The sequence below is a fragment of the Paenibacillus chitinolyticus NBRC 15660 genome (assembly GCF_000739915.1).
Lineage (GTDB): Bacteria > Bacillota > Bacilli > Paenibacillales > NBRC-103111 > Paenibacillus_F > Paenibacillus_F chitinolyticus.
This window is the reverse complement of the sequence record NZ_BBJT01000001.1, coordinates 254,121-280,551: the sequence shown is the minus strand read 5'-3', so window position 1 is coordinate 280,551 and position 26,431 is coordinate 254,121. Positions and strand designations below refer to the sequence as shown.

The window sequence follows — 26,431 nt, the reverse complement described above, 5'->3', positions numbered from 1 at the left end:
GAAAAGATTGCCGAGAAATCCAGAAAGAGACCAGGAAATCCGTAAAGAACGCTGTGACCAGATCTTATCCGCGGCTGTCGCGCTCTTTGCCAAAAACGGGCTCAGCTCCACAAAGATTTCGGATATCGCCCATAAAGCCCATATGAGCCACGGCCTTATTTATAACTATTTTCAGTCCAAAGAAGAAATTTATATTTCGATCGTAGAGAAAAATTTGTGCATCCTGACGTCGCTGTTCGAACAGGCGCATAGGTTGCCGGATGCTTCTTCTTACGAGAAGCTGACTTGGCTGCTGGATCAAGTCTACTGCGAAAGATGGGATGACGCCGTGTTCTACCAGGTCGTCGCCGATCAGATTCTTACTTCCGATTCCGTGTCGGATCAGTTGAAAACTTCCGTACGCACGAGCATCGGGGACAATTTGAAACTGCTCACCCGTATTTTCCGGGTAGGTCAGGAGAAAGGTGAATTAATCCAAGGAGATCCACGAGAGCTGGCCTTTTATTTCATGAATATGATTCAGGCCGTACTGCTTGCGGAGACAAGAGGGATTTATTTCACGGGCACTCCCCTGCACCGCAATCTGCTCCAGTTATTTTTGCCGAAAGCATGAAAGTCGGGATGAGTTACAGCCGGTCGCTCCAGTTAAGGAAGGCCGGTTTTTCGTATCCCTGCAAAACGGTGCACGAATTGTCGGATGCGAAAAATCGGATCCTGCTATTGTAAAGTTGAAAGGAGGTCATGCGCATGAATGGGCTGGAAAAGATGAACGGCGCCCTTGCTTACATCGAAGCAAATCTTACGAATGACATTGATTTCAAAGAAGTCGCCAGACTCGCGTTATGCTCGGAGTATCATTTCAAACGGATGTTTTCGACCCTTGCGGGAGTTACGCTCTCGGAGTATATCCGCCGCAGACGTCTTACGCTTGCAGCCTTCGAGCTGGCCAGCACGGACCTCAGGCTGCTGGATGTGGCCGTTAAGTACGGCTACAGCTCTTCGGATTCTTTTGCGAGGGCATTTCTCAGTCTACACGGGATTAATCCGTCCGAAGCGCGTACTCTTGGACATTCATTGAAAGCTTACCCGCGCATGACCTTCCAATTAACGATACAAGGAGGAAGTGAAATGAATTATCGTTTGGTAGAGAAGGATGCATTCCGGATCGTCGGGCTAAAAAAGAGGGTACCCTTGATCTATAACGGGGTTAACCCGGAGATGGCCGCTATGTGGGAAAGTTTGAATATGGAAACGATCACGCTGCTGAAATCATTGTCAAACGTGGAGCCTTCCGGGCTGATCAGCGCATCCGTAAACTTCTCGGAAGGACGACTGGAATACGGGGAACTTGATCATTATATCGGCGCGGCAACTACTGCGGACTGCCCGGATCACTTGACTCAGTTGGAAGTTAAAGCTTCCACCTGGGCGGTATTCGAAGCGGTCGGACCTTTCCCCCAGACGCTTCAAAATATTTGGGGCCGTATTTATGCCGAGTGGTTTCCAGCGTCCGGCTATGAAAGTACGGAGGGGCCGGAACTGTTATGGAACGAAAGCAAAGACACCAGTTCCCCGACCTACAAAAGCGAGATATGGATTCCCGTGAAGAAAAAGTAAGATTTAATTCGATACGAGAATCGATATAATTGCCCGGCTATACCAGAGCAAACTGGAGATCGCTCCCGGTTCTATACCGTAAAGCGATCTCCAGTTTGTCAGATAAACCGTTCTTTTATAGCATGGACAGCACGGCTTTCGGAACTTTGCAAACGACGCTGTAGGCGGGGTTGAACACATTGGCCACCTCGTATTCCACAGCCTGGCCCAAGAGCAGGCTTGCTTCCGAAGCAGTCAGGCCATAGTCTTTCGTCAGCATAGCCAGCATTTCCGTCGTTGCATGCTGCAGCGCTTGATCAAGCGGCCTCGCGTTGCCGATGCAAAACCAGTGCGTGTCCGATTCGCCTCGCGGCCAGCCGATCGTTTTCCCTTTCAATACCTGAACAGTGAAACGGACGTCGAGCGATATTTCCACACCGGTGCCTACAATTTCCCCGCAGCCTTGAGCGGCATGCCCGTCCCCCAGATAGAAGAGCGCCCCCTCCGCAAAAACCGGAAAATAGACAGTAACACCGGCTACAAGACCTTTATAGTCCATATTCCCGCCGTATACCCCGCTCGTTGCCGTTGAAATCGCCTGATCTCTCGGAGGAGCAACGCCAAAGCAGCCCAGAAACGGGCGCGCTTCCAGCTTCAATCCGGCTAAACCGGACGTCGGCTTTTCCAAAACAACCAAAGCTTGCTCAGCGTCCACAGACCAACGCACAATGTCGAATGGCGGCAAAGCTGCGGCAGCTATAGGATCGACGACGTTCCGCGCCAGCACGTTGAACGTCCAGCCCCAATCCCGGCTCGGCACCATCGACTCAAGCCGTACGGCAAGCGTATCGCCAGGCTGAGCCCCTTCCACATAGAAGGGTCCCGTCATCGGATTGCCGCGCCCGGACACGCTTTCCCCTCTGTAGTCCCAGCCTCTGGCGTCTACTGTGGATGTCACGACGGAATCGCCGTCGGCAATTTTGAGTACGGGCTCGTGCGTCCCCATGGTGCTGTGGTAATGCTTGGGTTGAAAGTGGTGTACAGCCATCGTTTCGCCTCCTTTAGACCGAGGAATTTCCTTGGCTTTCACATTGCTTGAGAGCATCGACAATTTCGGTATTTTCAGTATACGTGCAACCGTTAACAGCATGCAATCGATAAAGGTGAACACAATCGTGATGGACATTTGCGATGACTGACCTTGCATCAGACTTTCATGTAAAAACATTCATTCAACTTATATAGTTACCGCCCGTTTTTTTTCTCAAACAATTCCAAGCTCCAGTCTGTATTGGTATACTGTTTGCCTACGACTGTTCTGATAAGAGTCAGTTTGTCCGGGACGGGAGTTAGAGCCGGAAAACGAAACTCGAAGGGCTTGTTGCTTTCATTGATGCTACTCAAAACCGTAACCCCATCTTTCCAATTATCTCCTTCCGGACTCAAAATTCCTCTGCCCTGCGTGGTAAATTCGCTCTTGTCAGCCATTCTTACCACCCATTTATCGAAGAAGATTTCATTGTGCAAATCTCCCGTTACATAAAGACTGCTTTCAAGCTTATCTCCCTCGCTAGTCGGCTGATTTACCGTCATAAAATCGTTTAAAACAAGTCGATCTCCCTTCCAATAGAGTTTAATCGGTTCTTCTTTCAGCCTCTGAGGGTTAAATTCTACTGAGGTACCGTCCGTTTCAGCAACAAAATATCCGTCTAAAACAAACTTGTATGGCGAATCGATCGGTAATTCCTTAAATGTATAACTCCAATGCATCAAGCCGGGTTTATTGCCGGGGGTGTTTCCATCGATCATGACACTGTCCACCGCCGGCATTTTTCTGGTATTGACGCTATGAATTTCATTTCCGGCCAAATCCTCAAAATGAAAAAACAGTTTCTGCTCCTTCCAAAGCTCTCCCGGTGATCGTTTCAAGGCTTCCCCGCTAATCTCGGTATCGAATTCCAGGCGAACGCCCTGTACCATCCGTGTTAATCTTTTTAAACGCACGGTCATTCCATCCGGGCCTGTATATTCCCCTTGCAGCGGAGTAATGTGCGTCAGTTTATTGGCTTCTTTCAAATCCAAATTAAAAGTAAAACCCCAGTTACCGGGTGTGATGGAAGTCTTGGCCGGAGTATTACTTAATTGTTGAATCGTTCCTTCTACAGTAAGACGATCTGTCTGCACCGGTTCGGGGAATATGGCCATCATGTAATAAAAGTCGTCCGTTGATCCGTAATCGTACATTTCGCCGACTTTATTTCCTTTCTCATCCTTAATAAAAATATGATTTTTATTATAAAAGGCGATCTTATTCCGGTCATGCTTTCCGTCTGGTCCAAACAGTTGGAGCGCTACAACTACTCTGGTCGAATCCGCGACAGCTTCGTCGATTTTCAGCATGTACCCCTTGTCTTTCACTTCAATATTCGGATGTTGTACCAATCCAAGCTTTTGTGCTTTCAATAAACCGGTATCCGCGTTGTATCCTGCAAACAAGGACCGGACGATGTCCGCCAGCGTAGGAGCTGAAAAAAAGGTTGCGGCACCCATGAACAGCACAAGCGCTGCCGCGGCGGCCGCAAGCTTCCAGCGTTTTTTTATGCCCTTTGGTTCTTTCGCTGCAGTTTCCGCAGCCGTTATGACCGAATCCTCGGAAAGTTCTTCTTCGGAACTGATCGAAAGCATCACCCCTTCGGTAAAAGCAGCGGGAAGCACGTTAGGATAAAGCTGCCGCATCCAGTTCTCTTGTTCTTCTATCCACTCGGTATAACGGTTCCGGCAGCCTACGCAATCGGCTAAATGATCTTGCATGTTCACCGAGCTAAAGTCCGCCCCCTTTAAAACCGCTTGTTCAAAATCTTCTGGCTTCCAGCATTTCATGGTCGATCCGCTCCTCTCCAATCATCATTTTTTTTAGTTTCAGCCTTGCCCGGTACAGATCATTCTGAACCTTGCTTACATGGCAGCCCATGATCTCGCTTATTTCAGCGTAATTAAGATCATTCGTATATCTAAGCAGCAGGACAAGCCGGTAATTGACCGGGAGCTTCGAAATTCTATACTGCATCTCTTTCTGCTTTTCCGACAGCAATAAAATCTCTTCGGGTCCTTTTTCTGCAATCTGATCCTGTTCTGCCAACAACTCCGTCGGAATCTTTTTCCGCTTTTTCGAATCCTTGAATATATTCGCTGCAATTGTGTATAGCCAAGCTGCAAAGCTTTTGTCCGGATCGTGCTGGTCAAGCTTCCGGTAAGCCTTAATAAAGGCCTCTTGCGTTAAGTCTTGGGCATCTTGTGGTTCGGCTCCCATTCCCCGCAGCAGCATATACACTTTATTTTTGTACCTGTCAACCAGATAAGCATAATCGTTTTTATTGCCGCTTAGAACGCTTTCGATATGACGCCTTTCGGTATTCCGTATCTCCTCGTTTGCTTCCACTGCCTGTCCCCCTTCTCTTTTCATACTCTATTGACGGTCGATAGCGTTCCAATCTCTCACTCGGTTCAGCACAAGTTCTGGAATAGGGAAAAATACAGCTAAAAAAGAGCCCCGTTTAGCAACGGGGCTCTTTCATGTCCGGTTTGCGCCATAAGAGCGCAGCGCGTGCGATTGATATAAATAAGTGCAATTAGATCTTCATGACGCCGCCGGTGCTGGCGTTCGTAACAAGCTTGGAATAACGGGCCAGGTAGCCGGTTTTCACCTTCGGTTCGAACCCTTTCCAGCCTTTGCGGCGCTCTTCCATTTCTTCGTCGCTGATTTTCAGCTCGATTTTGCGCTCGATCAGATCCAGCTCGATGATGTCGCCGTCCTGAACGAAGGCGATCGGTCCGCCTTCGGCCGCTTCCGGCGAAATGTGGCCGATGCTGATTCCGCGGGATGCGCCGGAGAAACGGCCGTCCGTGATCAGGCCGACTTTGGCGCCGAGGCCCATGCCGACGATCTGGGAAGTCGGAGCAAGCATTTCCGGCATGCCCGGGCCGCCTTTAGGGCCTTCGTAGCGGATGACCACCACGTGGCCTTCTTTGACTTTGCCGTTGGCGATGCCGTACAGCGCATCGTCCTGGGAGTCAAAGCAGATGGCCGGTCCGACATGGCGTCCGCCTACGGAAGGGTCCACCGCGCCGACCTTGATGATGCTGCCGTTCGGCGCCAGGTTGCCGAACAGGACGGCAAGGCCGCCACGCTCGGAATGCGGGTTATCCAGCGTGTGGATAACCTCCTTGTTCAAAATCTCCGCGCCAGCCACGTTCTCGGCAAGCGTCTTGCCGGTTACGGTGATGCAGTCGCCGTGGATAGCGTCCGGCTTCTTGAGAAGCTCGTTGATAACCGCGCTTACGCCGCCGGCTTCGTGGATATCCTCGATGTGCCAGTCCGATGCCGGAGCGACTTTGGACAGATGCGGCACACGGTTCGCCACTTCGTTGATGCGCTCGATCGGGTATTCGAATCCCGCTTCATGAGCGAGAGCAAGTGTATGAAGAACGGTATTCGTAGATCCGCCCATGGCCATATCCAGCGCGAACGCGTTGTCGATGGCTTCTTTCGTGACAATGTCGCGCGGCTTCAGATCGAGCTTGATCAGCTCCATAAGCTGCTTCGCGGATTGTTTCACGAACTCTCTGCGTTCCGGAGATACGGCGAGAATCGTGCCGTTGCCCGGCATAGCCAGACCAAGCGCTTCACACAGACAGTTCATCGAGTTCGCCGTAAACATGCCGGAACAGGAACCGCAGGTCGGACAGCCGTATTGTTCAAGCTCAAGCAGAGCTTTATCGTCGATTTTACCGACCTGGTAGGCGCCTACGCCTTCGAATACGGAAGTCAGGGAGATCGAACGGCCTTTGCTGTCTTTACCCGCTTTCATCGGGCCGCCGCTTACGAATACGGTCGGAATGTTGACGCGCAGAGCGCCCATCATCATGCCCGGAGTAATTTTGTCACAGTTCGGGATGCACACCATACCGTCGAACCAGTGCGCGGAAACGACCGTCTCCAGAGAGTCCGCGATAATTTCGCGGCTCGGAAGAGAATAACGCATGCCGATGTGACCCATGGCGATGCCGTCGTCCACGCCGATCGTGTTGAATTCAAATGGCACGCCGCCCGCTTCGCGGATCGCGTCTTTCACGATTTTACCGAATTCTTGCAGATGAACGTGACCCGGTACAATATCAATGTAAGAGTTGCACACCGCGATAAACGGTTTGCCGAAATCCTCTTCCTTGACTCCAGCCGCGCGCAGCAGGCTGCGGTGCGGCGCCCGGTCGAACCCCTTCTTGATCATATCGCTTCTCATGCCTTGTTTAGCCATCTATGATTCCTCCCGCTTCTATCAAGTGCGTTGCCGTTTTACTGCATTAAAAGGAATTGTATCACGGATAATCCTTTTTTGCCTATCTTTTTTGCAAAGGAATGTCGAAAAATATCAATCGAAAATTTTCGCGCGCTCCATTGAGGAGAGCTTGCGGCCCGCGATGTCCAGGACGATCTTCCCTCCGGCGAGGCCCCAGATGCGGCTGGCATACCGTTCCGCGAACTCCACGTTGTGCAGGGAGCAGACGACCGTTACCTTCTCTCGCTTGCACAGCTCGCGCAAATCTTTCAGCACGCTGTTGGCGGCTTCGGGATCGAGACCGGATACCGGCTCGTCCGCAATGACGATTTTCGCTCCCTGCACGAGCGCCCGCGCGATCGAAACTCTCTGCCGCTCTCCCCCGCTCAAATCCTCGACCTTCTTCTCGGCTTTATCGAGCAGGCCGACTTTCTCCAGGTAATCCATGGCAAGCACATGCTCGTCCCGGGCATTCGTGCCGGTTAACACGCGCATGACAGACTTTTCGTAAAACCGTCCTTTAAGCACGTTCTTGACGGCCGTTTGCTTCCGATCCAGTGCCGGGCTTTCTTCGATAAACGCCCAATCCCGCTTCAGCTTGAACTTCTCGGCGATCCCGAGCGACGTAATGTCCCGGTCGTTATAAATGAACTGGCCGTCGTCCCATTTTTCTTTCAAAGCGATGCACTTCAGCAGGGTCGTTTTTCCGCTCCCGCTTGCGCCGACAAGCCCGATCAGCTCGCCTTCGTCGATTTGTAGCGATATTTTGGAAAGGATCTCCTGTCCCGTGGTCAGCCTCTTGGTCAAATTGCGTATCGTCAACATCAGCCGTATGCTCCCTCGTCTCCGTTAGGTGCACACGCTTACAACTGCGTGCGTCAGCCTTTGCTAGTTTCACCTATTATAGCAAAAACACGGTCGATGAGAAATCGTTTCGTCAGGCGGACGTACGGAACCCTCCCGCCGGTGTCCGAAAGATGACATCCGCAGGAGGGTCCGCAGCTACCGCTTATTAAAATTTAGCTTCGCGGATTCACCGGCCGGATCGCCGGAATGTCACGGAAGCCGTTACTTTTTCAAACTTGCGTTAAGCTGATCGCATTCGGCGGCGGTCACGTTCTGGCCGCACACCGCAATTTGATCCTTCGGCTTGCCGTCCGAAACATCGCTGACCAGCTTATTGCCGAGAATATGGTTCAGCGCGTTGAGGTTATAGCCGTTGTCCTGCTCAAGCTGCCATCCGAAAATACCGGCAAGCCCGTTATCCTTGGCGTATTGCGTCTTAAGCGCGACGGTGCGCGGCGTTTCGACGGTGATGAACGAGCCGATCGGATTCACGAGATAATCGGCATTGGCCGCTTTGTCGGTGTAAAGCTTATAGCCGTTCTTAGGCTTCAGATCTTTATCCAAGTAATTCTGATAAAGGTCGTAACCTTCGACGACTCCGGCTTCCCAAGAGCCTACGCCGGCGATGCCGAGGATCAGGCTTTTGGCTTTCCAGGCCAGGTCCCCGAACGTCGATTTACCGATCAAACCGTTCGTGTATTCCGTAATGTCTCCGTTTTTCATCGCTTTGGAGCGGTGATAGTTGGCGATGCCGATCATGATTTTATTGGCCGGGACGCCGTATCCTTTAAGCAGCTTGACGGTTGTATCCAGGGAAAGATCCACATGCTTGCCCGTTGCGGGGTCCTTGGCATTCGGGTTGGGATACAGCGACGTGTGATGGCCAAGCTCACGTTCCCAGGCGCCGCTCAGGTCATAGGTCATCGCATAGAGGCGGTTCAGGTATTTGCTCGCTTCGGCCCAGTCGATCTTGGCCAGTTTTTCTTCCGTAGCCGGAATCGCGCTCGACAAGCGGTATTCCTTGCCGGTTTTCTTGGTGAGCCAGTCGAGGCCGGCCCGCAGTTCTTTCAGAAGCTTGATGTAGTTCTCGGGATCGTCCTTGCGTGCCATCCCTATGACGGCACCGTCGGAAGCGGGATATTCCCAGTCGATGTCGACTCCGTCAAAGCCGAACTGTTCCAGGAAGCGGACGACGGAATCGACGAACGCTTTGCGGCGCGTCGTATCGGAAGCCATCCACGGAAATCCTTCGCTCAGCGTCCAGCCGCCTACGGAGAGATCCAGCTTCAAGTTCGGATTCGTTTTGCGGAGCTGGTAGAGGGCGCCGAAGACGCCTGCGACATCGTTCGGATCGAGATCGTACATGCTCTCGGTTCCCGTGATTTTGCCACCCGTCTGACCGGGAAGGGTCCGCAAGAAAGCGGCTTCAAAATCCGCGATAGCCATCGCTCCGTCAGGCAGTTTGCTCTGCTTGCACGTCCGGTTGACCGATGCCGGCGCCGTGGTCGGGAAACCCGGGTCCTGCGTGTTCTGGGCAGCCGGGAAGCAGACTCCCGCGAAGCCGTAGACAAGCCGGTTCACGTTCTTCACCGGAAGCTTGCTGAAATCGAACCGGCGGCCGTAGATGGCCCAGTCACCGAGGTACTCGACGACTTCCTGGCCGGCGCTCATCTCGTAGGTGTTGTGCTGCAGCGGCAGTGTGCCCGATGGAAGCTTGGCGACACGTCCGCCCGTATCGGCGTCAAAGCCGGGATGGTTGCCCCCGGGATCGGTGGCGGGATCGATGCCGCCTTTGGTGCCGCCCGTTCCCGTTCCGGAGACGGGGTGTCCGGCGCTGATTGCGCCCGTCGGGTTAATTTTGCCGGCATTGGTGTTGCCGGTTCCCGGGTTCGCCGTGCCGTAATCTATGTTGTTCGGGATGGACACCGGACAAAGATCGTTGCTGATTTTGCCGGCTACTTCCCACATGTTATAAGTGGTGTCGTCCGGCGCAATGCCGTGTACGTCGGAAATGGCTCTGTAAGCCTTTCCTTTATAACCGACAATTTTGCCTTTGGCGTAAATTTTCGAAGCGCTCCAATCCGGCGCGCAGAAAGGCGTCGTCGGTTCAGGCTTGGTCGGATCGGACGAATCGAGCTTCCAGAGCGTCGGCGTCGTAGCCGGTTCCCAGCCCACAAGCGCGGTATGGGCGGCAAGGGCTTTATACGTCTTGCCGTTGTAAGACACGAGATCGCCTACTTTATAGGCGGTTCCGGCCTGCCAGGCGGGTGCTCCCGTACCTGGGCTAGGACTTGGGGTCGGGCTTGGATTGGGACTTGGGCTCGGACTTGGGTTAGGGCTAGGGCTAGGACTCGGACTCGGATTGGGACTTGGGCTGGGGCTGGGAGTCGGTGTTGGGTCCTCCGCTTTTTTCCACAGAGAAGCTACGTTCGGGGGTTCCCAACCGTTCAAGGAAGTGTGAGGCTGCAGGCATTCATACGTAACACCGTTGTAGGATACAAGATCTTTCGCTTTGTAAGCCGTGTTCGGCGCCCATTGGGCGGCCGCTCCCGATGATGTCGAGGGATAAATGGGAAGTAAACTGAGCAATAACGTGACCAGCAGCAGCAATGGGAGTAATTTCTTACCGTACGCTTGTGTTGCGTGCATAAAATAACTCCTTCCACTATTTAAATTTTGTGCGGTCCTTGCCTTCCCTGGCAGGCGTAAAGATTCTTCGTCCCCTTTCCTGTAAATTGTATAAAAACTCCCGGAATGTAAGGAGCTTATACCGGTGTGGGCGTAGAAGCCATGATCCTATTTTTAAATATGGAAGCGTTTTCCACAAGGGGGACATTCGCATGATGGAGGGAGAATTATATCCATTTTACTGGAAAATAAAAAGAAGCCCGGAAGGCTCCTTTTTATTAATCAAATATACGCATCGGGTTCTGCAGCATCAGCAAGAACTTTCTATTGACTGCGGGGACTCGGCCGCCCGGTTTCTTCTTGTTTCATCACATGAATACCGGCCAGAAAAGCCGAGATCAGCAGCTTCTGGCTCACCTCCACCGAAAGCGCGATCCCAAAACCCCCGGAACGCTCGATGGACGAGAAGCCGTGCAAAATGCTGCGAAGCCCTCTTGTCGCGTGGATAGCCGCATCCCCTTCCAGTCCGTAGTAGCCGAGTACTCCGACGATCAGGCCGACAATCTCGGCCGAAATACGCTCCAGCTCGCTGTCATTACGGTCGGGTGCGCGGAGTGTGGCTTCATAAAGGCCGGGATGTCTGCGGGCAAAGGCCGCATAAGCTTCCCCGAGGGCAAAGACGGCCTCTTCACCTGCCAATCCTTCAACGGCTGCGGCCAAGTCGCCGTGAAGGATCGACAGACTATGGAGAGCAAGTTTGGCTCTCAAGGCCCCGAGTCCTTCGATATGATTGTACAAAGACGGCGAACGCACTTGGAGCTTCTGTGCAAGCGAAGCTAGGGTGACGGCTTCAAAACCATGCTCGTCGGCCAGCTCGGCAGCCGCTCTGAGAAGCGTTTGTTCATCGAGACCGATTCTTGGCGACATGTTAATGTGAACTCCTTCCGTTTAGCGAGGCGGCGAGATTGCGTTCGGCAGCGGCTATGGCCAGATCCAGTTGGGCGGCGGGGTTTGACAGCATTGTTCCATGCCCGACCGCAAGCAGAGACGGGGAATAATCCCGAAGCTTCTTGACGCTATCCAGCGCTTCGGATTTGTTCCAGGTAGCCAGCGCCGGAAACGGGAAAAGCAGTTTAACTTGGCCCGCAACGGCTATCCCTGCTCTGAGCTGCAGGGCATCGCCCGCAATGACGGCATTGCTGCGGACATCGAGGAAGCTCATGGAACCCGGCGTATGACCCGGTGTGGACAGTGCGAGCAGGGAACCGATCCGGTCTCCTTCCTTCAGCAGCACGTCGGGAACGGTCGTCACTTTCTTCGGAACGGCCCCGCGCACCGGCGTCTGAGGCTCATCCGGATCTAGAGTCGCGTCTCCCTTGAGCAGGCGTGCATCACGGGCGGAGATAAACACCTCCGCTTGAGGCAGCAGCCGCTTGAGTTCGTCGAGAGCGCCGACATGATCCTCATGCGCATGTGTCAGGACGATCCGCTTAATCGGTTTGCCGATTCCGCCGGCCGCTTTCATAATGCCTTTGGCACTGAAAGGCATCGCCGCGTCTATGAGCGTTAATCCGTCCTTTTCTTCCACCAGGTAACAGTTTACCGGAAACATCCGGGGTAAAAAAGCCAGTTGGTAAAGATCGCCTTCACGAGTTATTTTCATTGAAATGTTCCTCCGCTTCTCAAAACTAATCTTGTTAGTTTTATAATAACTAATGTCATTAGTTTTGACAAGCTAAAAGTTTATTTTCATTTTCCTCGTGACCAATAAAAGCAAAAAGACCCCTGAATTATCAGGGGTCTTTTAAGCGAGTCCTTGCCGAAGGATGAGCTTCCTTCGCCTTACCTCGCCTGCGATTGCAGGCTGCGGTCCCAGTGACGGTGCTGGGCGACGGCAGCCGCAAAATCACGGCTGAAGCCTACTGCTTCGTCCGCTCGCTCCGCCGCCAGCACGCCCGGCTGAATTTCCGGCGTGGCCGTGGCCGGCGGACTACCGGCAGCCGATCCGGCGATTCCCGCTGCGGCGAGGAGTTCCACGCCTTCCCCTACAGCACCGATGGTCTTGTAGTGCTGGAAGGCTTCTTTGACGAAGTCCGCCGTTTTGGAATCCGCCAGAAGCTCATCGGCGCTTTGGCGTCCCCCCGCTATATAGACGGCGTCAAACAGCACGGAATCGGCCGTGAGAAGGGAATGATCCACTTCCAGCGGATTTCCGCCGTCGCATACGATCGTGCCGAGCTGCACGCTGACCACTTCCGGCACGAGACCGACCGCCTTCAACGATTGGAGCATGCCGCTCACTTCTTTGCCGCGGAAGCCGTTGCCGGCCAGTACGGCCACTTTGCGGGTCAGCGGCGTTTTCACTGTGTTCATCTGACTGAGTGCCGGAGAGGACAGCGTCACGCGGGAATCGGAGGTGTTTTCCGGCGCTTTGGCACCGATTCCTGCGGCCATCCTCTTCGCCAGATCCACACTCACTTGACTGAACATATCGACGGCCCGCTGACGGATTTCTTTCGTTTTCACTTTGCCGAGCTCAAACCGGAACGCGTTTACGATATGCTGCTTTTCAACCGCGGACATACTGTTCCAGAACAAGGTCGCCTGGCTGAAATGGTCCTTGAAGCTGTCGCTGCGCGCCTGGATCTTGCGACCTTCCACCTTCTCCGCGTAGTGAGCGTAGCCGCCTTCTTTTTCCGATGCGGGCTCTGGAGAATTGCCTGCCAGCGAGTTTTTATGATAGCTGACCGGACCGCGGTTGATCGTCATCCGGTGCATGCCGTCGCGCTGGTTGTTATGCACGGGAGCAACCGACCGGTTGATCGGGATTTCGTGGAAGTTCGGGCCGCCCAAGCGGGAAAGCTGAGTATCCGTATAAGAAAATAATCTGCCCTGAAGCAGAGGATCGTTCGTAAAATCAATCCCGGGCACGACATGTCCCGGATGGAAAGCGATTTGCTCGGTTTCCGCGAAGAAATTGTCGGTATTTCGGTTCAGCGTCATTTTACCGATGATTTTCACCGGAACTTGTTCCTCCGGCCAGATCTTGGTCGGGTCCAGGATATCGAAGTCAAACATGAATTCGTCTTCTTCTTTGATCATCTGAACACCGAATTCGAATTCCGGGTAGTTGCCCGTCTCAATGGCATCCCACAAATCCCGGCGGTTGAAATCGGGATCTTTACCCGCCAGCTTCTGCACTTCGTCCCACACCAGGGAATGTACGCCCAGCAGCGGTTTCCAGTGGAATTTAACGAAATGCCCTTTGCCCTGTTCGTTTACGAACCGGAACGTATGTACTCCGAAGCCCTCCATCATCCGGAAACTGCGCGGAAGCGATCGGTCGGACATCGCCCACATCACCATATGAGCCGTCTCGGTATTGGAAGTCACGAAGTCCCAGAATGTATCGTGGGCGGATTGGGCCTGCGGTATTTCATTATGAGGCTCCGGTTTGACGGCATGGACAAAGTCGGGGAACTTCATGGCGTCCTGAATAAAGAAGACGGGCATGTTGTTTCCGACGAGATCGTAATTGCCTTCTTCCGTGTAAAATTTCGTGGCGAAGCCGCGGACGTCACGGACGGTATCGGATGATCCGCGCGATCCGGCGACCGTCGAGAAACGGACAAAAACGGGCGTTTTTACGGAAGGATCCTGCAGAAATTTCGCTTTTGTATACTCCGTCATAGGTTCGTATACCTGGAAATAACCGTGTGCTCCAAATCCTCTTGCGTGTACGATGCGCTCGGGAATACGCTCGTGGTCGAAATGAGTCATTTTTTCCCGGAAATGAAAATCTTCCATCAAAGTCGGCCCGCGCACCCCGGCCTTCAAGGAATGCTCATCCTCGCTGACGCGCAGTCCCTGGTTAGTCGTCAACTTCTGCCCGGTGTCGTCCACCCTATATGTCTCAAGCTGTTTGTCTTTGCTTTGTTCGTTTATAGGCTCGCGCTGATCGTCTTTTTTCATCGGACAACCTCCTTTGACTTGTTTAGGAAATAAACTCTTCTACTTAGTAACCTGTTTCAGATAAAGCCAAACCGAAATCGCGATGAGAACATTTCACATGACCTTCCATATCGAACCTTGCTGCAGCAAGCTTTCGCCTAAAGCCGCAAACAAAAAAATCCCTGCCGGCCAGGCAGGGATTGCGTTCGTTCACTGAGTCTCGTCTAATACAAGAAAGTGCGGGAGACTATAACCAGCAGAATGAAGAGTACCAGAATGACCGCTGTGCTTGTGCCGATACCGTAACCCATTCGTAAACACCCTTTCTTTATGTGGGATAGGATATCTTATGCAGCAAGCGGCTTTTGTTTTGGACTCCTCTCCCGGTTCCCGGAAAATTCCGCGAGAACTTGGCAAGCCTCGATCGGCAGTCCGGCCAGGTCGGCATCAAACTACCAGAAATGGTCATGACATTGACCTACTAAGAGGAAGGCTCTCCTTTTACAATAAAATAAATTCGCCCCGCAGCGGGCCCCTCAACCTGGAGGTTACAACTTGATGAAGCTGTCTTTAAGCATGTGGAGCATGCACCGAACGACCCGTGAAAAACAGGGAACCGTTCTGGATTTTCTCGCTTTTTGTCGGCAGGAAGGAATCGACCGTGTCGAACTTCTGGATGTTTTCTGGAAAGACAAAGAAGCCGAGATTCCGGCCGTTCTTTCCTTTTTGAAACAAAACGGAATAACCCTGTCCAGCTATGCCGTCGGTAATGATTTCGTAAAAGGGACACCCGGCGAAAGAGCCGAAGCGCTGCGCGTTGTAATAGACGGGATCGAGACGGCAGGCAGGCTGGGAGCGTCGGTTGTCCGAGTTTTCTCGGGAAATATGTCCGACGCCTATACGTTCGATTCCGCTCTTGAGTGGATCGTATCGGGCCTTGGGGAAGCGGCGGCTTTAGCTGAACAAGCGGGCATCACCCTATGCCTGGAAAATCACGGCAAGCTGGCCGGTAAAGGAGATCAGGTCCTGGAGATTTTAAAACGAGTCGGCTCGCCGGCCTTGAAATCGACCTTCGATACGGGAAACTTTCTGCTCGTAGATGAGAAGCCGCTCCATGCGCTGGATGTTCTTCTTCCTCACATCGGACATGTACATATTAAAGATTTTGCCGAAACACCTGCAGGAAGATACGAAGCGCTGAACGGCAAAACCTATGAAGGCGTCTTCGCCGGTGAAGGGGACGCCCGACTGGACATTATCGTTAACAGGCTGAATGAAGCCGGATATAACGGCGCCTATGTCCTCGAATACGAAGGCACCGGAGACGAGACCGAAGGAATCCGCAAAAGCTATCAAAATTTCAACCACCTTGTTCAAACCAAAGGAGATTAAACCCCATGACACCCATTCAACTAGCTGATGTCGTTATTATAGGCGGAGGAACCGGCGGTTTCGCCGCAGCACTTGCGTCAGCCGAGTCGGGTAAAAGCGTTATCCTGACAGAAGAAACCGTGTGGATCGGCGGACAGCTCACCAGTCAAGCGGTCCCCCCCGACGAACACCCGTGGATCGAAAAATTCGGCTGCACCCGCACATACCGCCAATTCCGCGAAGGTGTCCGCAATTATTACCGGGATTATTTCCCGATGAAGCCTGAAGCCAAAGCGATAACGGAGCTTAATCCGGGCAGCGGCTCCGTAAGCCGGCTGTGCCATGAACCGAGAACGGCACTGGCCGTTCTCCAGCAGATGCTGGCACCTTATGTTCACAGCGGTCAGGTGACCATCCTGCTCCGTCACATTCCGGTAAGTGTGGAAACGGACGGCGACGCGATTACATCGGTTGAGGTAAAAAGCCTGGACAGCGGTGCGCTGACCATCCTGAAGGCCCCCTACTTCCTGGATGCAACGGAATGCGGGGATCTGCTGCCGCTCGCGAAAGCGGAGTATGTGACCGGCGCGGAGTCGTATGCGGAAACCAAGGAACCGAACGCGGTAGTCGGCGGTCCTCTGCCCGGCGATATGCAGGGTTTCACATACTGCTTCGCAGTGGATCATCTGGAAGGCGAAAATCACGTCATCGAGAAGCCCGAGATGTATGATTTCTGGAAAGCTTACAAAGCGGATTTCTGGCCGGATCGCCTGCTTAGCCTGATGGGTGTCAAACCTGCCACGAACGAGCCCGTCAAGTATGAAATTTTTCCGGGGACGGAACACTTCTCCCTCTTCCGGTACCGGCAGATCGCGGACATTGGGCATTTCCGTGAAGGAACCTACCGCAGCAATGTTTCGCTCGTCAACTGGCCGCAGAACGATTACTGGCTCGGTTCCATTATCGACGTCCCCGAAGAAGAGAAGCAGAAGCATCTGTACGAGGCTAAGCAGCTATCGCTCTCTCTCCTGTACTGGCTGCAAACGGAAGCGCCCCGTCCGGACGGCGGCACAGGCTACCCGGGCCTGCGTCTGCGCAAAGATGTCGTCGGCACGGAGGACGGCCTGGCGATGTATCCTTACATCCGCGAGTCGCGGCGGATCAAAGCGGAGTTTACCGTGCTGGAGCAGCACGTCGCCACCGCCTGCAGACCCGACGGACGGGCCGAAGAGTTCGCGGACAGCGTAGGAATCGGCTGCTACCGCATCGACCTGCATCCGAGCACGGAGAACCGGCCGTACATCGACGTCTCGTCCCTGCCGTTTCAGATTCCGCTCGGCAGCCTCATTCCGGTGCGCGTCCGCAACCTGCTGGCCGCGGGCAAAAACATCGGCGTCACGCATATCACGAACGGCTGCTACCGGCTTCATCCCGTCGAGTGGAATATCGGCGAAGCGGCCGGATACTGCGCCGCCTACTGCATCGACAACGGCATGACGCCGAGCGAGCTTCGCGGCAATCCTGACGAACTGGCCAAATTCCAGTCGCACCTGGCCAAAGCCGGCATTGAGCTGGAATGGCCTGCCCTCCGGCCGGTCTAATTCCCCCGGCGGGTCCCACCACGACCTGATCGGACGGGCATGATCTCCCGCTTGCGTTTATATGAGAGACCTCGGGAGATCAGTCGGTCCGCCAAAATTCGTTAAGCCTTCAGACCCTTCTGAAGGCTTTTTTTGGTAAGATAAAGCACCGAACTCACGTTTTTTTGCTATAATCGGAAAAAATGATTGTCCTTTAGGAGGTTAATGAATGGCCGGCTCTCTTTCCGATGATTTATTCATCGGCTCCATTATTTCCCTGTTAATCTGGGGATGCACCAGCGGCATTTTTACGAGGTTTAATCTGACTCATACGGAGGACAGATACATACAACCCCCGGACGCCGAGGAGTACTTCTCTCCCAAACCCGATAAAAAACCTTTCCTGCACGCTTTCCGCTCCGTCTTTTTTATTGCGGCCGTACTCGGTTTTGCCGCCTCTGTTGTCGTTTCCTACCTTGAATTTTAATCATTTACGGCCTCTTTTTTCTCTGCGTCCGCATTTTCGATGCTGATTACACCCCGTATGAAAAGGGCAAGCTGACAATTGGGAGTCCGTGCACCCTCATGTGCTCCCTATAACGAATGCCCGATACGGAGGTACGACCATGAGCCGCCGGAAACTGCAGGAAAGACTCAAAATGAAAAACGTGGAACCCCAGCACGGAGAACAGTTCAACCATTTGCTCCGCTATGTGTTCCAGGTGACGAACCATGATTTACAAACGTTCGGCTGGGAAGACCGCGAAATCGCACAGGCAAAGCTTCCGGTGCTGAAGCAGGCCGATGTCCTGGGCTGGTTCGATGAAGACAAGCTGATTTCACAGCTGGCCGTGTACCCGTTTCAAGTGAATATTTTCGGCCGCATCTACGATATGGGCGGTTTGACGGGCGTCGGCACTTATCCGGAATACGCCAATATGGGGCTGATGAACCAACTGATGCGGCAGGCTCTTACGAACATGCGAGGACGCAGGCAGTCGATCTCGTATTTGTATCCTTACTCTATCCCGTACTACCGCCGCAAAGGCTGGGAAATTATTTCCGATAAAATTTCGTTCGAAGTCAAAGACACGCAGCTGCCGAAGCTGAAAACGGTCCCCGGCAACGTGGAACGGGTGACGATCGAACACCCCGACATCCAAACCGTATATCAGCGCTTTGCTTTACAGAACCACGCCGCCATGCTGCGGAATAATTTGGCCTGGGAAGAGTATTTGCGCTGGGATCTCGACGACATGACCGGGGCCATTTATTACGATGCGGATCATGAGCCTTCCGGATTTTTGCTGTACTGGATTGCGGGCGAAATTTTTCATATAAAGGAAATGGTTTTTCTCGATGAAGAAGCCCGGACGGGCCTGTGGAATTTCATTAGCGCTCATTTCTCCATGGTCACCTATGTAAAAGGCCATACCTACAAGGACGAACCGATGTCCTTCCTCTTGGAGGACGGGGATATCAAAGAAACGATTGCGCCTTATTTCATGGCGCGGATCGTGGATGTGAGCCAGTTCGTTGAGCAGTACCCGTTCCAAGCGCAGGGGGAAGATTGCAAGTTAACCTTCAACCTTCATGATCCTATGCTGGAGTGGAATTCGGGAACGTTCACTTTGAAAGTGGACAAGGAAGGCCAAGGCCGGCTCGCCGACGGGGGCGGAACTCCTTCCGCTTCCTTCGATATTCAGACGCTGACCACGATGCTGATGAGCTACAAGCGGCCTTCTTACCTGCAGCGGATACGCCGTTTTCACGCGGACAGAGAGTCGGTTCAGCTGCTGGAGAAGCTGATTGCGAATGAGCAGCCTTATTTCTCGGATTACTTCTAAGTGTCACGGTTTCCGTCGCAAGCTTTTATGAACAAACACGCCAAAAAACCGCTCCTTGCCGGAGCGGCTTTTTTTTTGGCATTCTGCCTTCTATTCATCTAGTTCCACTTTCGCCAGCGGCTTCAAAGCCGGTCCCTCGATGACTTCACCCGTGTAAGCGAAACGGGAACCGTGACAGGGACAATCCCATGTCCGTTCGGACTCGTTCCAGTCCACTTCGCATCCCAAATGCGTACAGGTCGTGTCGACCACGTGCAGGCTTCCTTCGCGGTCGCGGTAGGCGCCCGCTCTTTTCCCCCGGACCTGTACCACGGCTCCTTCATCTTCGCGGAGTTCGCCCGCTTCTCTCGTGGGAAATTCGAGCTTGCCGGAGATAAGCTCTTTGGCGACATTCGCATTTTCCTTCACGAAGGTTTTAATCGACGGGTTCGCGTGAAACCGGGAGGGCGAGAACAAGTCCCTGTAGGGGCTATCTTCCCCGAGAATGAGCTTAGCGTTCAATTGGGCGGCGGCAATGCCCGTGCTCATTCCCCACTTCTTATAGCCCGTGGCGACGTACAGGTTCGGAACGTCATCCAGCTCCTGGCCGATGTACGGGATCGTATCCAGCGTGTACAAGTCTTGTGCCGACCAGCGGTACGCGATTTCTTTCACCCCGAAGGTTTCCCTCGCGAATTTCTCGAGCGCTTCGTAATACTGGAACGTGCAGATGCCCTGGCCCGTCTTGTGGCCTTCTCCGCCCACGATCACCATCGGCTCGCCGTTAATCAGCACGGATCTCAGGGAGCGCTTCGGCTTATCGGCACTAATGTACATGCCTCCGAGGTAGCGCTTGTCCGTTTTAACGGCGAGCACGTAAGAACGCTCTGCGTAGAGACGCACGAAATACAGCCCGTGCAGGTTGTTAAAAGGAAAGTGGGAAGCGGATACGACATGCGAGCTGCTGACGGTAAACCCGCCGCTTGTCTTGAGAACGGACGGACTCCCCGGCTCGTATCCGGTTACGGTGGTTTCCTCGTAAATCCGCCCGCCTTTGCGCACGATCTCTTCAGCCAGGTGAATCAGAAACGGGACCGGGTTGTATTGGGCCTGATTTTTCATCACGACCGCCCCTTTCGTTTCGAAAGGGAGATCCGTTTTTTCCACATAGCTACCGGGGATTCGCAATTTCTCGTAGGCTTCGTATTCTTTGAACACTTTGTGCAGAGAAGAATCCGTATCGGTGTACACGAAGGCATCCTGCTCTTCAAATTGGCATTGAATGTGGTGCTCCTTGACCAGATGACGGACGAACTGAAGAGCGTCCCGGTTCGCCTCGTAGTACAGCCGCGCTTTTTCTTCGCCGAAGTCGGTTATATACTGATCGTAGATCAAATCGTGCTGGGCCGTAATTTTGGCGGTCGTATATCCGGTCGTCCCGTGTAAAATACGACCCGCGTTCAGAACCGCGACCTTTAAGCCTTTCATAGCCAGCAGGTAGGCCGTCGTCAGACCGGTTATTCCAGCGCCGACGATAGCTGCGTCTACCCGGATATTTTCGTTCAGCCTGGAGTAAGCGGGAATTTGGGCGGAAGCCAGCCAGTACGATTCCGGAAACTGGGGGAAAGCGGCGGCTGGTTTCGAGTTCGTTTCGTTCACGTGGATTAGCTCCTTTTACCAATATTCTCCTAACTTCTCCAGAGCGGCCTTATTCTATTCGTTGGCGCAAAGTAAAAAAGCACCCTTCCGGATGCTTTTAAGGCTAATCAGGCGTTATCCACCTGCATAATGTCCATAAAAGGAACTTTCGTCAGCTGTTCGCCGTCCTGAACGTGTACGAGTCTCGTCCGGGGATCCATGACCGTAATTCTGCCGTAGACCTGCTCCTCCCAGCCCCATACCGTAAGAAGAATTAAAGAATCCTCGTCCTTCGCTTCCACTAGCCGGTTACCGAGTTCTTCCAGCTCGAACTCATCCCGGGTCGGACGTTTTACTTTTGCCTTTGCCATTATACCTCCTGAATGACGGTCTTACCTTCTGCCGTTTATCTTTCTATCTTACCATGTTTATGGGTTTCTTCCAACGGTTTGGAAACTCACGTTCCTATTTTCTTCTCGCGCTCATGTAAAAAAACCCTGTCCGGTTTGCACCGGACGAAGGCTCGGATTGTCGGATAGCTTTTGTTTGTCGGTCCGTAAGCATCTGCAGCCAACCTTGATCTGCTCGGTTAAGCTTGAGATACGGCCATGGTTTCCCGGCACTGTTTGGCGGCCGCAATCATGTTGCGCAGAGCCGCTACGGTTTCCTCGCTGCCTCTCGTTTTGAGTCCGCAATCGGGATTGATCCAGAAGAGCTGCGGGTCGAGTACGCGCAGCGCCCGCTCGATCATGCTTACCATCTCTTCGACGGAAGGGACCCTCGGACTGTGAATGTCGTAGACACCGAGTCCGATTCCCTTCTCGTACGTGTGCTGTTCGAAGCTTTCGATCAGTTCGCCGTGGCTGCGGGAAGTTTCGATAGATATGACGTCGGCATCCATATCGCGGATAGACCCGATCATGTCGTGGAATTCGCAGTAGCACATGTGGGTATGAATTTGCGTCGTGGCCCGCACGTTCGCCGTTGTGCTGCGGAAAGCGTTGACCGCCCAATCGAGATAAGCCCCGTGCTCATCTTTCTTAAGAGGAAGGCCTTCACGGACAGCGGGCTCGTCGATTTGGATCATTTCGATACCCGCCTCTTCGAGCGCTTGCACTTCTTTCTCCAGCGCAAGCGAAATCTGGTAGGCGACCACGTCTCTGGATAGATCGTCCCGGACGAATGACCAGTTGAGAATCGTAACCGGTCCGGTCAGCATCCCTTTGACGGGACGTGTCGTGAGAGACTGCGCGTAGACGGTTTCCTCGACGGTCATCGGCTGCGTAAACGCCACATCGCCGTAAATGACCGGCGGTTTCACGCAGCGCGAGCCGTAGGACTGCACCCAGCCGTTGCGCGTGAAAGCGAAGCCGTCCAATTTTTCGCCGAAAAATTCCACCATATCCGTCCGTTCGAATTCCCCGTGTACGAGAACGTCCAGATCCAGCTCCTCCTGAAGCTTGATCCACTTATCGATCTCGCTGCGGATAAACCCCTTATACTGCTCGTCCGTCCATTCCGCTTTTCTCCATTTGGACCGCGCCTGTCTGACTTCCGCTGTCTGCGGGAAGCTTCCGATCGTCGTCGTCGGGAGAAACGGCAGCTTCCACTTCTCGCGCTGAAGGGCCCGTCGCTCGCCGAAGCCCTCGCCGCGTGCCGCTGGCACCTTTTGAAGCTGCAAAGCGGCCGCCTGAACGGCTTTGTTGCCGCGAGCTTCGGAAGACCGGAGGGCGGCAAGCGCTTTTTCGTTCCGCTGAAGCGCTTCGGCCGTTTCCGCCGTTTGGGATACCGCCGCCTTAGACAGCAGGACGATTTCCTCCAGCTTCTCGTCGGCGAAGGCAAGTGCGTCTCTCAGCACCGGATCGAGCTTATCTTCGTGAACGGCGGACACCGGCACATGCAGAAGGCTGCAAGATGTCTGGACGATCACCCGCTCTCCGGGAACCACGGCCAAAATGTCCCGAATCGTATCCAGCTTCTCCTTCAGATCGGAGCGCCAAATATTCCGGCCGTCCACGATACCCGCTCCCAAAATTTTGCCTTCGGGAAATCCTCCGCTCTTCAGAAGCTTCAGCGTCTTCTCGCCGCCGTGTACGAAATCAAGCCCGATCCCGCTTACGGGCAGCTTTACGACTCTGTCGTAATGTTCCACGGATTCGAAGTAAGTCTGGAGCATAATTTTCAACCCCGGCGCCGCTTCTGTCAGCGTTTTGTAGATCGCTTCGATCCGGTTCATGTCCTCAGCGGATACGTTTGTCGAAAGCACCGGTTCGTCTACCTGCACCCATTCTGCACCTTCCTTTTCCAGCTCGCGCAGCACTTGGCCGTACAGCGGAAGCAGCCGGTCGATCCAGGCATCGGTTTCCGTCTCGGCGTATCCCTTGGACAATTTCAGAAACGTGAACAGTCCGAGCAGTACCGGCTTGCCCTGGATTCCGAGCGTTTCTTTGGCTTCGCGGTAAGCTTTGAGAGGTTTGTTCTCGACCAGCTTCGGCTTGGCGCCCTGGAGTTCCGGCACAATATAATGATAGTTGGTGTTAAACCATTTCGTCATTTCGCATGCGGCCTCCCCCTCTTCGCCTCTCGCCATCGCATAGTAGGTGCCCGGAGATACTTCGCCGCCCTCGTATTGAAACCGTTCCGGTACGATACCGAACATGGCGGAAGTATCCAGCACGTGGTCGTATCCCGAAAAATCGTTGACCGCGATAAGCTCAATGCCCTTCTCCCGCTGAATGCGAAGATTTCCCAAACGGACTTCGGCCAGCCTGTCCGTCAGCTCCTCTTCGCCGATTTTGCCGGCCCAAAAAGATTCCAGTGCTTTCTTCCATTCACGTCCCGCTCCGATTCTCGGGTATCCCAAACTGCTGCTTGTCAATGCGTTCATGATCTTGACCTCCTGATAGTCGCTTGAATTGGATGTTTGCATGAGTTCCCTGCTTAATTGCTCATTTGTACAAGAAAATAAAAAAAGGACGTCAATATCCCCGAAGCAGACAAGGATAAAGACGCCCTCTGTTTGTATATACAGTGGCCCGTACTTTAACACCTCCCTATCTCCCGTAGGTAAAGCAGTGCTGTCAGAACAGGCAGGTCTCCTGGCTCCAGAATCATCATCTTCGGCTGCCTTCCCGGTCTAAGACCAGTGGCGTGTTCGCCTTGACTCCTCTGTTACAGTGGCGGGACCGCGCCGGTTTTTCACCGGACTTCCCTTTTAAGCTCCAGTTCCCCCAAGGGGCTGGGCACCTATTCCCAACATATTCAATTGGTTAACTTAGAAATGACTATACACAGCGAGGCATATTTATGCAAGCTTTATTCTGACGGAATGCCGAAATATTTAAGCAGAGCTTCCTTGTAAGCCGCATCGTTTTCAGGCACGAACGTGCGCACGCCTTCGGGCGTGAACAACTTAAACTCCTTACCGGAGACCGAATTTCGTCCCTCCCGGGTCCGAATGGCTACCATCGCATCCTTCTTGAAAATGGATTCCGGACTGTGCTCGCACCAGAAGCTGGCCATGACAAAATCTTTGGGCAGCTGCGGCTCTTCGGTAAACGAGTAAATGCGCCTCCAACTGCCGTGATGCTTCTCGCTGAGCACCCAGCCGAATAAGGGGTCCCGCTCCATGGCGTAAAGCTCCTCGCCCTGCGGCTGTTCCAGCTTCTCGGCAAGACGGACCGGTCTACGGGGCACGATGCCCCCGACACCCACGTCGCATAAGTAGCTGACTCCTTCCGCTTCCACTTTCAGCACATGATGGCGGCGCTTTGGCGGCAGCTCCGTCTCGTCTCTCCAGAACCGGGCGACATAGTCGGTCACGGGATAGCCGAGCTGGCGCAGCAGCCACCCGAACAGGGCGTTCAGCTCGAAGCAGTAGCCGCCCCGCCGCCGCTCGACGATTTTATGGCGCAGACGCTTTATGTCCAGAGACAGCGGAACCCCGTTCAGGATGTCCAGATTTTCATACGGAACGGTATGCAGATGCTGCTCCTGCAGCAAAGCCAGCGCTTCATAACTGCCATCCAACGGTCCTTCGTAACCGATTCGGTTGAGATAAGCTTCCACTTCAGGTTTCAAATCTTCTCTATCCGTCCTCACAGGACACGCTCCTTTGCGGCAGGTTCACAGGCGATTAGTTGTTCCGGATTCCGCTCAAGCATAGGCTGGCTGACGAGAATTTTCAATCTCACCACCTCCGGCTTATCCTTAAAGATTTCAACAACTTGGTGAAATATTCCTCCATGTTCACCAGCTTTTGATAAGTTTCCGCTCAATTGGCATCATTATTTATTGCATTATCTGCCAGAGAACTCCATAATAGGAATCTGAGTTCTTTTTTCTTTTAGAAAGAGAGTGCGGCCCGTGAAAGATATCCTTGTTCATTTATTCATCATGACATTTCCTCCTCATATTTACCAGATTTTTATGCTCACGCGTTTTTACAAAAGAGAAAAAAAACGAAACCGTTTTCTGATGGGAATCCTGATGGGGTTTTCCGGCCTTTTCAGCATAAGCTATCCGGTCATGTATCTCGTTCCTGATTTTTATTGGGATCTGAGAGGCGTACCTCTTCTGCTCGCTTTTATATACGGAGGGTATTACGGAGGGTTTACGGCGCTCGGGATGATGCTGATCTTTCATGGGATTATGTTCCCGTCTTTCGGAGTTTCGGACGTTATCCTCTATGCGGCAGGTTTTCTGCCCGTCCTGTTCAGGGCCCGTGAATTCTATCAGTATCCTTCGCGCAAAAAAATCGCCCTGTCGCTCATATACACAAGCATGGGCACTGCCGCGCTGCTTATCTGGCTGTCTTATATCGTCACGCATCACGGTTTTGTATGGAAGGATCTGCTGCCGCAAGTAAGTCTTCTCGTGACCGCACAGCTTCTGCTGCCGGTGCTGCTCATCCTATGGTTTCAGCACATGCTCCGGCATGACCAGATGAGTATCGAAATCCAGAAAGCCGAGAAGCTGCAGCATCTCAGCGATCTGGCGGCCAGTGTCGCTCACGAGATCCGGAATCCGCTCCAAGTTACGCGCGGGTATCTGCAGATTTCCCAGAAGGAAGCCGACGAGAAGCTCGGCCGTTATTTAAGCATCGCCATCGGAGAACTCGATCAGGCCGAGAAGATTATCTCGGAGTTTCTGCTCTTCGCCAAACCCGAATTGACGGAAACGGGCCTCATCAATCTCGGCGATTCGCTTCAGCAGGCCGTGACGATGCTTGAACCTTATGCCAGCATGTCGGGAGCCGTAATCGAGCTTTCCTGCGAGGACCATATTTTTATCGCGGGAGACTCTTCCAAGCTCAAGCAGGCGTTCGTCAATCTGATCAAAAACGGAATCGAATCGACCCAAACGGACGGTCTGATCCGCATACGCGGTTATGTCCGGAAACACAAAGCCATCATTACTATCACCGATAACGGCAGCGGTATGACCAAGGAAGAAATCGAAAGACTGGGGGCTCCCTTCTATACGACGAAAAGCAAGGGAACCGGGCTCGGCCTGATGGTCACGACCCGCCTGATCGATGCGATGCGCGGCAAGATGCGGTTCTCCAGCGAAGTTGGCACCGGATCGGAGGTCATGATTACCTTCCCCCTGACGACAAAAAACAGAGTATCTATTCTTGAAGAATAGATACTCTGTTTTT

The 26,431-nt window shown here is 53.3% G+C and carries 21 protein-coding genes and 1 riboswitch; of the genes, 7 read left to right on the top strand and 14 right to left on the bottom strand.

Features of this window, described 5'->3' with window-relative positions:
• The first annotated feature begins 7 nt into the window (after positions 1 to 7).
• Both PCH01S_RS01170 and PCH01S_RS01165 read left to right on the top strand, forming a co-directional pair.
• Positions 8 to 613: a TetR/AcrR family transcriptional regulator gene (locus tag PCH01S_RS01170; protein ID WP_042226008.1), complete on the top strand. Its 606-nt coding sequence runs from the start codon at positions 8 to 10 to the stop codon at positions 611 to 613.
• Between the two features lie 134 nt (positions 614 to 747).
• Complete coding sequence (locus PCH01S_RS01165; protein WP_042226006.1) at positions 748 to 1,617, top strand: AraC family transcriptional regulator; 870 nt, start codon at positions 748 to 750, stop codon at positions 1,615 to 1,617.
• Between the two features lie 115 nt (positions 1,618 to 1,732).
• Here the strand turns inward: PCH01S_RS01165 and PCH01S_RS01160 are convergent, their stop codons facing one another.
• The 10 genes from PCH01S_RS01160 to PCH01S_RS30110 all read right to left on the bottom strand — a co-directional run bounded on the left by PCH01S_RS01160 (position 1,733) and on the right by PCH01S_RS30110 (position 14,668).
• Positions 1,733 to 2,644: an acetamidase/formamidase family protein gene (locus PCH01S_RS01160; RefSeq protein WP_042226004.1), complete on the bottom strand. Its 912-nt coding sequence runs from the start codon at positions 2,642 to 2,644 to the stop codon at positions 1,733 to 1,735.
• A gap of 197 nt (positions 2,645 to 2,841) precedes the next feature.
• Entirely contained in the window at positions 2,842 to 4,476 is a 1,635-nt protein-coding gene (locus PCH01S_RS01155; protein WP_053228604.1) for a DUF4179 domain-containing protein, read from the bottom strand.
• Complete coding sequence (locus tag PCH01S_RS01150) at positions 4,448 to 5,059, bottom strand: RNA polymerase sigma factor (protein WP_084706484.1); 612 nt, start codon at positions 5,057 to 5,059, stop codon at positions 4,448 to 4,450. Before PCH01S_RS01150 ends, PCH01S_RS01155 begins: the two co-directional genes overlap by 29 nt.
• A 166-nt stretch (positions 5,060 to 5,225) precedes the next feature.
• Positions 5,226 to 6,911: a dihydroxy-acid dehydratase gene (gene ilvD / locus PCH01S_RS01145; protein ID WP_042225998.1), complete on the bottom strand. Its 1,686-nt coding sequence runs from the start codon at positions 6,909 to 6,911 to the stop codon at positions 5,226 to 5,228.
• 114 nt (positions 6,912 to 7,025) lie between these two features.
• Positions 7,026 to 7,757: a phosphonate ABC transporter ATP-binding protein gene (locus PCH01S_RS01140; protein WP_042225996.1), complete on the bottom strand. Its 732-nt coding sequence runs from the start codon at positions 7,755 to 7,757 to the stop codon at positions 7,026 to 7,028.
• Positions 7,758 to 8,000: 243 nt separating this feature from the next.
• Positions 8,001 to 10,427 (bottom strand): glycosyl hydrolase family 18 protein, encoded by a 2,427-nt coding sequence (locus PCH01S_RS01135; protein ID WP_042225994.1) that lies wholly within the window; start codon positions 10,425 to 10,427, stop codon positions 8,001 to 8,003.
• 303 nt (positions 10,428 to 10,730) lie between these two features.
• A complete protein-coding gene (locus PCH01S_RS01130; protein ID WP_042225993.1) occupies positions 10,731 to 11,333 on the bottom strand; it encodes a TetR/AcrR family transcriptional regulator in 603 nt (200 codons plus the stop codon).
• A 1-nt stretch (position 11,334) separates the two neighbouring features.
• Positions 11,335 to 12,069, bottom strand: coding sequence for an MBL fold metallo-hydrolase (locus tag PCH01S_RS01125; protein ID WP_042225992.1), 735 nt, complete (start codon positions 12,067 to 12,069; stop codon positions 11,335 to 11,337).
• 179 nt (positions 12,070 to 12,248) lie between these two features.
• Positions 12,249 to 14,378: a catalase gene (locus PCH01S_RS01120; protein WP_042225991.1), complete on the bottom strand. Its 2,130-nt coding sequence runs from the start codon at positions 14,376 to 14,378 to the stop codon at positions 12,249 to 12,251.
• Between the two features lie 203 nt (positions 14,379 to 14,581).
• Positions 14,582 to 14,668, bottom strand: a complete 87-nt coding sequence (locus tag PCH01S_RS30110) for a YjcZ family sporulation protein (RefSeq protein WP_129112568.1) — start codon at positions 14,666 to 14,668, stop codon at positions 14,582 to 14,584.
• A 247-nt stretch (positions 14,669 to 14,915) separates the two neighbouring features.
• On the opposite strand from PCH01S_RS30110, the gene PCH01S_RS01115 reads away from it, so the two are divergent.
• The 4 genes from PCH01S_RS01115 (at position 14,916) to PCH01S_RS01100 (ending at position 19,155) form a co-directional block, all read left to right on the top strand.
• Positions 14,916 to 15,749, top strand: coding sequence for a sugar phosphate isomerase/epimerase family protein (locus PCH01S_RS01115; RefSeq protein WP_042225990.1), 834 nt, complete (start codon positions 14,916 to 14,918; stop codon positions 15,747 to 15,749).
• A gap of 5 nt (positions 15,750 to 15,754) precedes the next feature.
• The gene (locus PCH01S_RS01110; RefSeq protein ID WP_042225987.1) at positions 15,755 to 17,329 is read left to right on the top strand and encodes an FAD-dependent oxidoreductase; all 1,575 of its coding nucleotides are present in this window, start codon (positions 15,755 to 15,757) and stop codon (positions 17,327 to 17,329) included.
• A 208-nt stretch (positions 17,330 to 17,537) separates the two neighbouring features.
• Positions 17,538 to 17,795 carry a hypothetical protein gene (locus PCH01S_RS01105; RefSeq protein WP_042225985.1) on the top strand — a complete coding sequence of 86 codons (258 nt, stop codon included), beginning with the start codon at positions 17,538 to 17,540 and terminating at the stop codon, positions 17,793 to 17,795.
• Between the two features lie 139 nt (positions 17,796 to 17,934).
• Positions 17,935 to 19,155, top strand: a complete 1,221-nt coding sequence (locus PCH01S_RS01100; protein ID WP_042225983.1) for a GNAT family N-acetyltransferase — start codon at positions 17,935 to 17,937, stop codon at positions 19,153 to 19,155.
• A gap of 90 nt (positions 19,156 to 19,245) precedes the next feature.
• On the opposite strand, the gene PCH01S_RS01095 is transcribed toward PCH01S_RS01100, so the two are convergent.
• The 4 genes from PCH01S_RS01095 to PCH01S_RS01080 all read right to left on the bottom strand — a co-directional run bounded on the left by PCH01S_RS01095 (position 19,246) and on the right by PCH01S_RS01080 (position 24,873).
• The gene (locus PCH01S_RS01095; protein WP_042225979.1) at positions 19,246 to 20,793 is read right to left on the bottom strand and encodes an FAD-dependent oxidoreductase; all 1,548 of its coding nucleotides are present in this window, start codon (positions 20,791 to 20,793) and stop codon (positions 19,246 to 19,248) included.
• A gap of 107 nt (positions 20,794 to 20,900) precedes the next feature.
• Entirely contained in the window at positions 20,901 to 21,143 is a 243-nt protein-coding gene (locus tag PCH01S_RS01090; RefSeq protein WP_009673767.1) for a YolD-like family protein, read from the bottom strand.
• A gap of 218 nt (positions 21,144 to 21,361) precedes the next feature.
• The gene (gene metE / locus PCH01S_RS01085) at positions 21,362 to 23,659 is read right to left on the bottom strand and encodes a 5-methyltetrahydropteroyltriglutamate--homocysteine S-methyltransferase (RefSeq protein WP_042225977.1); all 2,298 of its coding nucleotides are present in this window, start codon (positions 23,657 to 23,659) and stop codon (positions 21,362 to 21,364) included.
• Between the two features lie 184 nt (positions 23,660 to 23,843).
• Positions 23,844 to 24,037: riboswitch (cobalamin riboswitch) on the bottom strand.
• A 50-nt stretch (positions 24,038 to 24,087) separates the two neighbouring features.
• On the bottom strand, positions 24,088 to 24,873 hold the full coding sequence (locus PCH01S_RS01080; RefSeq protein WP_042225974.1) for an arylamine N-acetyltransferase family protein: 786 nt from the start codon (positions 24,871 to 24,873) through the stop codon (positions 24,088 to 24,090).
• 264 nt (positions 24,874 to 25,137) lie between these two features.
• Here PCH01S_RS01080 and PCH01S_RS01075 point away from each other — a divergent pair, with 264 nt between their 5' ends.
• The gene (locus tag PCH01S_RS01075; protein WP_042225972.1) at positions 25,138 to 26,418 is read left to right on the top strand and encodes an ATP-binding protein; all 1,281 of its coding nucleotides are present in this window, start codon (positions 25,138 to 25,140) and stop codon (positions 26,416 to 26,418) included.
• The last annotated feature ends 13 nt before the right edge of the window (positions 26,419 to 26,431 follow it).

What these genes read in the sequence shown, in the direction of transcription:
- PCH01S_RS01165 (WP_042226006.1), top strand. Translation starts at nt 748, where the DNA reads ATGAATGGGCTGGAAAAGATGAACGGCGCCCTTGCTTACATCGAAGCA.
- PCH01S_RS01160 (WP_042226004.1), bottom strand. Translation starts at nt 2,644, where the DNA reads ATGGCTGTACACCACTTTCAACCCAAGCATTACCACAGCACCATGGGG.
- PCH01S_RS01155 (WP_053228604.1), bottom strand. Translation starts at nt 4,476, where the DNA reads ATGAAATGCTGGAAGCCAGAAGATTTTGAACAAGCGGTTTTAAAGGGG.
- PCH01S_RS01150 (WP_084706484.1), bottom strand. Translation starts at nt 5,059, where the DNA reads ATGAAAAGAGAAGGGGGACAGGCAGTGGAAGCAAACGAGGAGATACGG.
- ilvD (WP_042225998.1), bottom strand. Translation starts at nt 6,911, where the DNA reads ATGGCTAAACAAGGCATGAGAAGCGATATGATCAAGAAGGGGTTCGAC.
- PCH01S_RS01140 (WP_042225996.1), bottom strand. Translation starts at nt 7,757, where the DNA reads ATGTTGACGATACGCAATTTGACCAAGAGGCTGACCACGGGACAGGAG.
- PCH01S_RS01135 (WP_042225994.1), bottom strand. Translation starts at nt 10,427, where the DNA reads ATGCACGCAACACAAGCGTACGGTAAGAAATTACTCCCATTGCTGCTG.
- PCH01S_RS01130 (WP_042225993.1), bottom strand. Translation starts at nt 11,333, where the DNA reads ATGTCGCCAAGAATCGGTCTCGATGAACAAACGCTTCTCAGAGCGGCT.
- PCH01S_RS01125 (WP_042225992.1), bottom strand. Translation starts at nt 12,069, where the DNA reads ATGAAAATAACTCGTGAAGGCGATCTTTACCAACTGGCTTTTTTACCC.
- PCH01S_RS01120 (WP_042225991.1), bottom strand. Translation starts at nt 14,378, where the DNA reads ATGAAAAAAGACGATCAGCGCGAGCCTATAAACGAACAAAGCAAAGAC.
- PCH01S_RS30110 (WP_129112568.1), bottom strand. Translation starts at nt 14,668, where the DNA reads ATGGGTTACGGTATCGGCACAAGCACAGCGGTCATTCTGGTACTCTTC.
- PCH01S_RS01115 (WP_042225990.1), top strand. Translation starts at nt 14,916, where the DNA reads ATGAAGCTGTCTTTAAGCATGTGGAGCATGCACCGAACGACCCGTGAA.
- PCH01S_RS01110 (WP_042225987.1), top strand. Translation starts at nt 15,755, where the DNA reads ATGACACCCATTCAACTAGCTGATGTCGTTATTATAGGCGGAGGAACC.
- PCH01S_RS01105 (WP_042225985.1), top strand. Translation starts at nt 17,538, where the DNA reads ATGGCCGGCTCTCTTTCCGATGATTTATTCATCGGCTCCATTATTTCC.
- PCH01S_RS01100 (WP_042225983.1), top strand. Translation starts at nt 17,935, where the DNA reads ATGAGCCGCCGGAAACTGCAGGAAAGACTCAAAATGAAAAACGTGGAA.
- PCH01S_RS01090 (WP_009673767.1), bottom strand. Translation starts at nt 21,143, where the DNA reads ATGGCAAAGGCAAAAGTAAAACGTCCGACCCGGGATGAGTTCGAGCTG.
- metE (WP_042225977.1), bottom strand. Translation starts at nt 23,659, where the DNA reads ATGAACGCATTGACAAGCAGCAGTTTGGGATACCCGAGAATCGGAGCG.